This is a genomic window from Ruegeria haliotis (assembly GCF_013377785.1).
GTDB lineage: Bacteria > Pseudomonadota > Alphaproteobacteria > Rhodobacterales > Rhodobacteraceae > Ruegeria > Ruegeria haliotis.
In genome coordinates this window covers 988,220-998,355 of record NZ_JABXWT010000001.1, presented here as the reverse complement: position 1 = coordinate 998,355, position 10,136 = coordinate 988,220, and the positions used below count along the sequence as shown (strand labels likewise).

General features: G+C 56.5%; 5 protein-coding genes. 4 read left to right on the top strand and 1 reads right to left on the bottom strand.

What is annotated here, in order from left to right; all coding sequences use genetic code 11:
* Positions 1 to 446, top strand: a 446-nt coding sequence (locus HW561_RS23875) for an integrase core domain-containing protein (RefSeq protein ID WP_235962784.1), incomplete at its 5' end; no start/stop codon positions are given.
* Between the two features lie 20 nt (positions 447 to 466).
* Here HW561_RS23875 and HW561_RS04945 read toward each other — a convergent pair.
* The gene (locus HW561_RS04945; RefSeq protein ID WP_176862204.1) at positions 467 to 3,886 is read right to left on the bottom strand and encodes an indolepyruvate ferredoxin oxidoreductase family protein; all 3,420 of its coding nucleotides are present in this window, start codon (positions 3,884 to 3,886) and stop codon (positions 467 to 469) included.
* A 169-nt stretch (positions 3,887 to 4,055) separates the two neighbouring features.
* On the opposite strand from HW561_RS04945, the gene HW561_RS04940 reads away from it, so the two are divergent.
* From HW561_RS04940 to purL, 3 genes are all read left to right on the top strand, one after another.
* Positions 4,056 to 4,964, top strand: a complete 909-nt coding sequence (locus HW561_RS04940; protein WP_176862202.1) for a LysR family transcriptional regulator — start codon at positions 4,056 to 4,058, stop codon at positions 4,962 to 4,964.
* A gap of 267 nt (positions 4,965 to 5,231) precedes the next feature.
* Entirely contained in the window at positions 5,232 to 7,478 is a 2,247-nt protein-coding gene (locus HW561_RS04935) for a mechanosensitive ion channel family protein (protein ID WP_176862200.1), read from the top strand.
* A gap of 365 nt (positions 7,479 to 7,843) precedes the next feature.
* Entirely contained in the window at positions 7,844 to 10,003 is a 2,160-nt protein-coding gene (gene purL, locus HW561_RS04930) for a phosphoribosylformylglycinamidine synthase subunit PurL (RefSeq protein ID WP_176862198.1), read from the top strand.
* Positions 10,004 to 10,136 lie beyond the last annotated feature (133 nt).

Genomic DNA, 10,136 nt, shown 5'->3' with positions numbered 1-10,136 from the left:
CCTATCACATCCACACGATCCTTACCGATAATGGCATCCAGTTCGCCGAGCAGCCTCGAAACCGGAACACAATCTATTCTCGGCCCATGCGCTTTGACATGATCTGCGATGCAAACGGGATCGAGCACAGGCTAACGAAGCCCAACCATCCGTGGAGTTTGAGGGATCAGGATTTGATCCAGTGGATCAAATTCCCCGAAAACGGCCAGGTCGAGCGGATGAACCGTACGATCAAGGACGCCACCGTCAAACGATATCATTACGATGACAATGATCAGCTGCGAGTGCACCTCACCGACTTCATGGCGGCTTACAATTTTGCTCGCAGGCTCAAGACACTCGGCGGCCTCACGCCTTACGAGTACATCTGTAAAATCTGGACTTCTGAGCCAGATCGATTCATCCTAAATCCGATCCACCAGATGCCGGGACTGAACAGTCAGTAATCGTGACAGGCTTGTGACGTTTACTCTGCCGCCGCACGTATCTCCGGCCCTCCACTACGAATGATCGTCAGCAATTCCTCTCGCCGCTTGGCGGCCTTGGCCTCGCTCTCCAGCAAAACCGGGCCAAAGCCACGGATATCCAATGGCAAGCGGGCCAACGCGACGACAGCGTCCTGTGTGTCTTGCGACACCAAGGGCAGTACCTCCTGCATGTCGTTCTCGTATTGCCGGATCAAAGAACGTTCCATGCGCCGCTCGGCTGAATAACCAAACGGGTCCAGCGGCGTGCCGCGCACGGCTTTCATTTTCGCCAACAGTCTCAATGGCCTCAGCATCCACTCGCCAAATGCCTTCTTGCGCGATCGGCCGTTACTCGCGACGCCACCAAAAATTGGTGGTGCAAGGTGGAAGGTCATCTTGAAATCGCCGTCGAACTCTGCCGCTGCCTTTTCTCGGCTGGACAACAGCAGGCGGGCAACTTCGTATTCATCTTTGTAGGACAACAGCTTGTGATATCCTTTGGCCACCGCTTCGCGAACTGCCGCGTTCTCGGCCCTGCCCACCAATTTGCGATAGCGCTTGGCGAGACGCGTCCCTTGATAGTTCGTTAGATGCTGTGCCCGGAACTCAATTACCTGATCCAACGTCTTCGGCAATTCGGCAACGGACGGAGCCAGAATCGCCTGCACATCCTCGGGATGCAACACAGCCCAGCGACCGATGTCAAAAGCCCGCTTGTTACGCTCTACCGCCGTTCCATTCAGTTCAATTGCTTGCAGGATGGCATTGTGTGTGACTGGCAGGAAGCCACGTTGCCAGGCCGCGCCCAAAACCATCATGTTGGAGTATATCGAATCTCCCATCACAGCCCGCGCCAGATCGGTTGCGTCGAACAGCGACACGCCCTCTTTCAACCGAGCCTGCAAGGCCAACTGCAACTGATCGCTTGGGATGCGGAATTCGGTGTCGCGGGTGAAGTCGCCGGTAACCGTCTCATGGCTGTTCACAACAGCACCGGTTTGCCCCGTTCGCGTTAGCCCCAGCGTCTTGGACCCCGCCGATACGACCAAATCACCACCGATCAACGCATGCGCTTCACCAGTCGCAACCCGAATAGCGCTGATATCTTCGGGTCGGTTTGCTATGCGACAATGGATGTGGACCGCTCCGCCCTTCTGGGCCAGACCCGCCATCTCCATCATGCCCGCGCCTTTGCCGTCAATCTGAGCCGCCTGAGCCAGCACCGCCCCAAGGGTTACAACACCGGTCCCACCGACCCCTGTAATCACCACATTATGCGTGCCGTTGATTTCGGGCAGCACCGGCATTGGCAGGTCTGGCAGGTCAATCTCGGTGGTGGCTTCCTTGCGAATCTTTGCGCCGTCGAGCGTCACGAACGAAGGGCAGAAACCGTTCACACAGGAATAGTCCTTGTTGCAGCTGGACTGATCAATGGCGCGCTTGCGGCCAAGTTCCGTTTCCTTGGGAACTATTGAGACGCAATTGGATTGCACGCCACAATCACCGCACCCTTCACATACATCGGTATTGATGAAGACTCGCTTGTCAGGGTCCGGGAAGGTACCACGCTTACGACGGCGGCGTTTCTCTGCCGCGCAGGTCTGCACATAGACAATGACCGAAGTACCCTCGATCTCGCGAAACCGCTCTTGCACTTGCATCAGATCGGACCGTTCAAAGGTTTCGACCCCGGCAGGCAGCGCCTTGAAGTTCACGTCTTCCTTCTCGTCGTAAACCACAGCGACATCGCGGACACCCATCGCTTTGACTTCGGCCACGATCCGTTCGGCTGTCAGGCCGCCCTCGTTATCCTGACCACCAGTCATGGCAACCGCATCGTTGAACAGGATCTTGAAGGTAATATTTGTCCCCGCCGACAGTGCCGCCCGGATCGCCTGTACGCCGGAATGATTGTACGTCCCGTCGCCGAGATTCTGGAACACGTGGTTAGTGGTCGAGAACGGCTCTTCCCCAATCCAGTTCGCACCCTCACCGCCCATCTGGGTGAACCCGGTTGTCTCACGGTCCATCCATTGAACCATATAATGACAACCAATGCCCGCATAAGCACGGCTGCCATCCGGTACCTTGGTCGAGCTGTTATGCGGACAACCTGAACAGAAATACGGCAATCGCGTTGCTATTTCCTGTGCGTTATCGGCGCGGCGTGCTTCGGATAGTTTCGCCAAACCGGCGCGGACGCCGTCTGTTTCCCGCCCCTCTTCGATCAATATCTCACCCAGCTTCTCGGCAATCATGATCGGATCCAGAGCGCCCCGTGTCGGGAACAGTTCTTCGCGGTGCAGCGTCCCAGCTCCACCTTTGTACCAGCCATAAACCCGGCGGCCCCGACGATCATCGAAGATTGCCTCCTTGACCTGCACCTCGATCAGTTTGCGCTTTTCCTCGACGATAACAACCAAATCCAGCCCTTCGGCCCAGTCATGAAACCCGGTCATGTCCAGTGGGAAGGTCTGACCAACCTTGTAGGTGGTGATCCCCAGCCGCTCGGCCTCAACTTCGTCAATGTTCAGCAAAGACAGCGCATGCGTCAGGTCCAGCCAGTTCTTGCCAGCCGCAACCAGACCGATCTTGGCGCCCGGTTTACCCCAAACCCGCTTGTCCAGTTTATTTGCGCGGGAAAACGTCTCAGCCGCGAAACGTTTGTAATCAATGATCCGTGCTTCTTGCAGATGCGGTGTGTCACCCAGACGAATGTTTAAGCCACCTTCGGGCATGTCAAAGTCCGGAATGGCAACCTTCATCCGGTCCGGGCTGCCATCCACGACCGAGGTCACCTCGATCGTGTCCTTCATTGTTTTCAGACCGACCCAAACTCCGGCAAACCGGCTAAGAGCAAAGCCATATATGCCGTAGTCCAATATCTCTTGCACGCCTGCCGGACTGACCACAGGCATGTACATATCAACCAGCGACCACTCGGATTGATGCAACACGGTCGAGCTTTCGCCGGTATGATCATCCCCCATCGCCATCAGCACGCCACCATGCTGCGCGGTACCCGCCATATTCGCATGGCGCATTACGTCGCCGGACCGATCCACACCTGGCCCTTTGCCATACCACAGGCCAAAGACGCCATCGAACCGGCCGTCTCCGCGTAGTCCGGCCTGCTGACTGCCCCACAGGGCGGTTGCTGCCAAATCCTCGTTCAACCCGTACTGAAAGGTAACGTCACTTTCGGTCAGTTGTTTTTGCGCGCGCGTCATCTGCAGGTCCACCGCACCCAGAGGCGAGCCGCGATATCCAGTTACTAAACCGGCTGTATTCAGACCTGCTTGTCGGTCCCGCGCCTTTTGCATCAGCATCAACCGCACAAGCGCCTGTGTGCCGTTCAAAAGAACGGGATTTTTCTCAAGATCAAACCGGTCGTTTAGCGTAATTTTTGGCTGGCTCATCAGACGCCTCCCCTCGTCAGATCAGTGTGCTGTATCTTAACGCATTTTAGGTCATAATTTCTGACCTGTATAGGTACTATCCCCTGAATCGCAACGATTTCACTGTTTGAATGTAGAACTTGTTACCTATTTCATATAGGCGTTCCGGAGGATAACGAAAGTTGCGGCGATGGATTGGGACAAGCTTAGAATATTTCACGCAGTTGCCGATGCGGGCAGCCTGACTCATGCCGGGGACAAGCTCAATTTGTCTCAATCCGCCGTGAGCCGACAGATCCGCGCACTAGAAGAATCACTCGATGCCACCCTGTTTCACCGTCATGCGCGTGGCCTGATTCTGACCGAACAAGGCGAGTTGCTGTTTGACGCGACCTCCGCAATGTCCAAACGTCTGGACGCCGCCGCCGCACGCATTCGCGACAGCGAAGATGAAGTCTTTGGCGTCCTGCGCGTCACCACGACCTTTGGGTTCGGGACCCTATGGCTGGCCCCGCGCCTGCCCAAGCTTTATGAACAATATCCTGATCTCAACATCGATCTGATGCTCGAGGAACGGGTTCTCGACCTGCCCATGCGCGAGGCCGATGTTGCCATCCGCATGAAGGAACCCAGCCAGGCGGACCTTGTTCGCAAACGCCTGATGACGGTTCAGATGATGCTCTATGCAACTCAGGAGTACATCGAGTCTCATGGCGGCATGCTGAAATCACTTGAAGACATAAAGGAACACAGGCTGATCTGCCAGACACCTGCAGCGCCTCAGGTAGGGGCTGGTGCGGCGATGGTGCGGCACCTGATGACATGCAACCCAAGCTCACTGCTGACAGTGAACAACTATTTTGGGGTCCTGCAGGGCGTTTTGCATAATCTGGGGATCGGCGTTCTGCCGGACTACGTAACGCAAGATTTCCCGCACCTCGTTCCGGTTCTGGCGGATATCGAAACGGCAGATGTCCCTGTCTATTTAGCTTACCCTGAGGAATTGCGGCATTCTAAGCGCGTCGGAGCGTTCCGGGATTTCGTTCAGGATGAGATCATCGCCCAACGCAAGCACTTGAAGCAAATGGGAAAACTGTAGCTATGCACCCATGGCATATCGGGCATGAGCATCAAGTGCACTGAAAAATCTTGAACGTTCATAAACTGACACTTAAATGAGCACTCGAAGGCGGTGATGCTGTAACGCTCATCTTCTTCATACCTCCCTGTTGGACTATGGCCGAGCTTAGTGCTCGGCCTTTTTTTTGCCCGCACGCATCCTTTGCCCCGGAAATCACTGGGAAATATACGCATCTGTGCGTATGATCCCGAAAAAACGACCTAAATTCGTATTCGAGGGCAAAACATGTTCCACCCACTCCGCCTTTTGCTGGCGCTGGTATCCGCCGTATTCCTTGCGGTTCCAGTTTACGCACAAGACACCGCCACCTCATCCGCCGTAACCATCCCCGAGGATCTGACACCCGAGCAGGTCGACGGTCTGGTCGCACGCATGTCCGACGATCAGGTCCGCGCCATTTTGCTGGAGCGCCTTGATGCGGTCGCGGAAGAACAAGCGGCAGCCAAGGAAGGCCACGAAGACCCGCTGACTGAGATCAACGAGATCTGGGCCGAAATGGTCGCCTCTTGGACCCATGTTCTGACCACATTGCCCAATATCTTCAGCGCCCAAGCAGAGGCATTCAGCAACTTCTCAACAACCTTTGGAACAAACGGCGTTTTTGTTCTTATGGGTCTGGTCCTGACGGTTCTTATCTTGGGATACATTGCCGAAAAATTATTCGGTCTTGTTACCCGAAAATGGCACAATCAAAACGATGTTGCGGAAGGCGCAGATCTTCGGGGGGCAGTTCGGTATTTGTTCCGCCGCTTCTGTCATGAGATCGCTGGGCTGGTCGTTTTCTATGTCGTCATACGGGCAGTTGGGCGCGGCCTGTTAACGACTGAGCAAATCACCTTTGCCGCTCCATTTGTGTTCTACCTGATCTGGGTCCCGCGTCTGGGCGCAGCCGCGTCGCGTTTCGTTCTGGCACCGAACAAGCCACAACTCAGGCTGGTCAATATTGACGATCACTGGGCGAAATACCTGCACCGGAACCTGATCGGCCTACTTATCCTGATCGGCTTCACGCTGTTCATTGTCCGATTCAATGTACTTAACGGTATCACCGGTGGTGAAACGCGCATCGGCTTCTGGCTCAACGCAGCCATCCACATCTATATTGGCGTCATCGCCTGGACGGCACGCGAAGGGCTGTCCCAGATGATGCTGGGCACTGATCCCGATCACACCAAATTCGACGAAGAAGTTGCCCACTATTATCCCTATTTTGCCATTGGCGTTTCGGCTGTAATTTGGCTGCTTGTCGAGTTTCTGGTCGCGCAGCGTGATCCTTCAACCCTCGCGCTGCTAGGCAAAGGTCCGCACTTTACCACAATGTTCTGGTTGCTGATCGCACCAGCGCTGGACACGTTGATCCGCGGGCTGGTCCGTCATCTCCAGCCGCCGATGGCAGGCGAAGGTCCGCTGGCCGAAAAAGCCTATCGCTCAACCAAGCGCAGCTATATCCGAATTGGCCGCGTTCTGGCTGGCTTGATTGTTATCTTTATGATTTCACGGGCATGGCAACTTGATTTGCGCCACGTCGCCTCGGCTGGTATCGGCGCCGAAGTTGGCGGAGCGGTCATTGAATTCCTGCTGATCATCGCAGTTGGCTATATCCTAAACGAGGTTGTCTCGCTGTGGGCCAACCGCCGTCTTGCCAAGGAACAGACCTCGGCAGAGGCTGTGGATGAAGAAGCCGGTGGCGAAGGTGGAGGAGCTGGCGGCTCACGCCTGGCGACCGTTCTGCCGTTGCTGCGCATAACCGCACAAGTAACGATTGCCGTCATTTTTGGCCTGCTTGCGCTGGGCGCATTGGGGATCAACATAACCCCATTGCTGGCCGGTGCCGGTGTTCTTGGTCTGGCAATTGGCTTTGGCGCACAGAAACTGGTAGCCGATATCGTCGGTGGCGTCTTCTTCCTGATCGACGATGCCTTCCGCGTTGGCGAATATGTCGATGTCGGCGGCACCATGGGCACGGTCGAAAGGATATCGATCCGCTCGATGCAGTTGCGCCACCATCGCGGCCTGGTGCACACGATCCCCTACGGCGAAATTCAAAAGCTGACGAATTTCAGCCGTGATTGGGTGATCATGAAGCTCAAGTTCACCGTGCCCTTTGACACTGACCCCAACAAGGTCAAGAAGATCTTCAAAAAGATCGGTGCCGAAATGATGGAGGACGAAACCCACAAAGCCGGTTTCCTGCAGCCGTTCAAGTCGCAAGGTGTGTTCGATTTCGACGATGTCGGTATGATCATCCGCGGCAAATTCATGGCCAAGCCGGGCGCGCAGTTCACCCTACGCAAGGAGATTTTCAACCGCGTCAAAACCGAATTCAAGGCGAATGGTATTGACTTTGCCCGCCGTGAAGTACGCGTGGCAATCCCGGGTCTGGATGAGGCTGAAAACCTGACGGAAGCGCAGAAGGCCGCGATCGGCGCTGCTGCAGGCGATGCTGTCAGCAAGAAACAAGGTTCGACCTGAGACCACAATCCCCCGATGCAGCGGCCTTGGTGCCGCTGCACCCTTGACGACACGATCTATCCTACCACCAGCAGAAACCTCGATATCGACCTATCCCACAACTACCGGCTGGGGGGCGACGACAGACGACAGTTTTCTAACCTGTCGGACGGCTGAACCTATTGAGCCATTGAACCACGTGCGCGAAATCACGTCTCAAAGAAGTTCCCGGTCGATTGGGCACACAACCTTCAAGACGAAGATCAGCTATATATTTACATCGGTCAGCATTTCTGAAGAGGGCTGCGCGGTCTTGACCCTTCCCACCGGCGCGCCCTTGCCCTAAAAGGCCCGCAATCTCGGCCACCTTGAGAACAGGACAGACGATGCAAGAGCCCGCCATCACCCAGGATCTGATTGCCGCCCACGGGCTGAAGCCCGAAGAATACGACATGATCCTCGAGATCATCGGGCGCGAACCGACATTCACCGAGCTGGGCATCTTCTCGGCGATGTGGAACGAACACTGCTCGTACAAATCCTCCAAGAAATGGCTGCGCACGCTGCCGACCTCGGGCCCACAGGTTATCTGCGGCCCCGGTGAAAACGCGGGCGTTGTGGATATTGGTGACGATCAGGCCGTTGTTTTCAAAATGGAAAGCCACAACCACCCGTCTTACATCGAACCCTATCAAGGCGCGGCTACTGGCGTTGGTGGCATCCTGCGCGATGTCTTCACCATGGGCGCGCGCCCCATCGCTTCGATGAATGCCCTGTCATTCGGCGAACCCGGTCACCACAAAACCCGGCAACTGGTCAACGGTGTGGTCGAAGGTGTCGGCGGGTATGGCAACTGTTTCGGTGTGCCCTGCGTTGGTGGCGAAGTGCGATTCCATCCGGCCTATAACGGCAACTGCCTTGTGAATGCATTTGCGGCCGGTCTCGCCGATAGCGACAAAATCTTTTACTCGGCGGCATCTGGTGTCGGCATGCCGGTGGTTTATCTGGGTGCCAAAACCGGCCGTGACGGGGTTGGTGGTGCCACCATGGCCTCGGCCGAATTTGATGACACCATCGAAGAAAAGCGCCCCACCGTTCAGGTCGGCGACCCGTTCACCGAAAAGCGCCTGATGGAGGCGACGCTGGAACTGATGCAGACCGGCGCCGTGATTTCCATTCAGGACATGGGTGCAGCCGGGCTGACCTGCTCGGCCGTTGAAATGGGCGACAAGGGCGGTCTGGGCGTTCGGCTGGATCTGGAAAACGTACCTCAACGCGAAGAGAACATGACCGCATACGAGATGATGTTGTCAGAATCTCAGGAACGCATGCTTATGGTTCTCAAACCCGAGCTGGAGGTCGAGGCCCGCGCGGTATTCGAAAAATGGGATCTGGACTTTGCCATCGTCGGTGAGACCATCGCCGAAGATCGGTTCCTGATCGTGCATAATGGCGAGGTCAAGGCGGATCTGGTCTTGTCCAAGCTGTCTTCAACCGCACCCGAATACGATCGTCCTTGGGAACCGACCCCCGAGGCTGAAGAACTGACCGAAGTCCCGCAGATCGATCCGATCGATGGTCTGCGCGCCCTGCTCGCTTCTCCCAACTATGCAGGCAAGCAATGGGTCTACGAACAGTATGATACAATGGTGATGGCCGATAGCACCCGTACCCCGGGTCTGGGTGCCGGTATGGTCCGTGTACACGGGACCGACAAAGTGCTGGCGTTCACATCCGACGTTACCCCACGCTACGTCCGCGCCAACCCAGAAGAAGGTGGCAAACAGGCCGTAGCCGAGGCGTATCGGAACCTGACCGCAGTCGGGGCCAAACCGCTGGCGACGACCGACAACCTGAACTTCGGCAACCCCGAAAAGCCCGAGATCATGGGTCAGCTTGTTGGTGCCATCAAAGGGATCGGGGCCGCGGTCGCTGCGCTGGATATGCCCATCGTGTCGGGCAACGTGTCCCTTTACAATGAAACCGACGGTCAGGCGATTCTGCCCACGCCAACCATCGGCGCAGTGGGCCTGCTGTCTCACACGGACGAGATCATCGGAAACGAAGTCCGTGAGGGCCACGTTGCGCTGGTCATCGGCGAAACCAATGGACATCTGGGCCAATCCGCCCTGCTGGCCGAGGTGTTCAACCGTGAAGACGGCGATGCGCCTCATGTCGATCTGGCCGCCGAACAGCGCAACGGAGAATTCATTCGTGCCAATCGCGACATGATCAAGGCCTGTACCGATCTGAGCGATGGCGGGCTGGCACTGGCTGCCTTTGAATTGGCCGAGGCCGCTGGCGTCGGTGTCTGCCTGGACGATGCCTCAACCGAGTTCCTGTTTGGCGAAGATCAGGCCCGTTATCTTGTGGCCTGCAACTTTGATCAGGCCGAGGCGCTGATGATTGCGGCCGGCCAAGCCGGTGTGCCGCTGGTCTCGGTTGGCCGTTTTACCGGCGATTGCGTTCGCATCGGTGGATCTGACGCTCCGCTAGAGGAATTGGCCGCCACATTCCGAACCAGCTTTGCCGCAGCGGTGGCCTGATACCTGTCAGACACTCTCTTGTTCAAAGAACCCGTGTCTTTAACAGTCGCGGGTTTTGCCGTTTTGCAGACCCTATCGCACCCTTGCACGCCCCGCCCCGGCGCTCTACATCTTGAGAAAGACCTTCAGGAGA

Bases quoted from the DNA above. Each gene is read 5' to 3' on its own strand.
- HW561_RS04945 (WP_176862204.1), bottom strand. From the start codon at position 3,886: ATGAGCCAGCCAAAAATTACGCTAAACGACCGGTTTGATCTTGAGAAA.
- HW561_RS04940 (WP_176862202.1), top strand. From the start codon at position 4,056: ATGGATTGGGACAAGCTTAGAATATTTCACGCAGTTGCCGATGCGGGC.
- HW561_RS04935 (WP_176862200.1), top strand. From the start codon at position 5,232: ATGTTCCACCCACTCCGCCTTTTGCTGGCGCTGGTATCCGCCGTATTC.
- purL (WP_176862198.1), top strand. From the start codon at position 7,844: ATGCAAGAGCCCGCCATCACCCAGGATCTGATTGCCGCCCACGGGCTG.